Source organism: Alcanivorax sp. UBA3183, assembly GCF_002364155.1.
Lineage (GTDB): Bacteria > Pseudomonadota > Gammaproteobacteria > Pseudomonadales > Alcanivoracaceae > Alcanivorax > Alcanivorax jadensis.
This window is the reverse complement of the sequence record NZ_DEXN01000043.1, coordinates 174,307-174,516: the sequence shown is the minus strand read 5'-3', so window position 1 is coordinate 174,516 and position 210 is coordinate 174,307. Positions and strand designations below refer to the sequence as shown.

Below are 210 nucleotides of genomic sequence, written 5' to 3'. Positions count from 1 at the left end.
TTTCCCTATTGACCCGGATTGCCCGTGACTGAATCCAGCCCCTCCACATTGTCCCTCGTCCGCCAGCTCTGGCAGCAGACCTGGCCCATGGCGCTTGGCGTTATGTCGTTACTGGGGTTCTACCTGGTAGACAGCATTTTTGTGGCGCGGTTGGGGACGGCGCCGCTGGCGGCGCAGTCGTTTACCTTTCCGCTGTCGTTTCTGGTGATC

Annotated in this window: 1 pseudogene; it reads left to right on the top strand. The window is 60.0% G+C overall.

What is annotated here, in order from left to right:
* Positions 1-18: 18 nt before the first annotated feature.
* Positions 19-210, top strand: a pseudogene (locus B3Q33_RS13790) (MATE family efflux transporter); the annotation flags it as partial.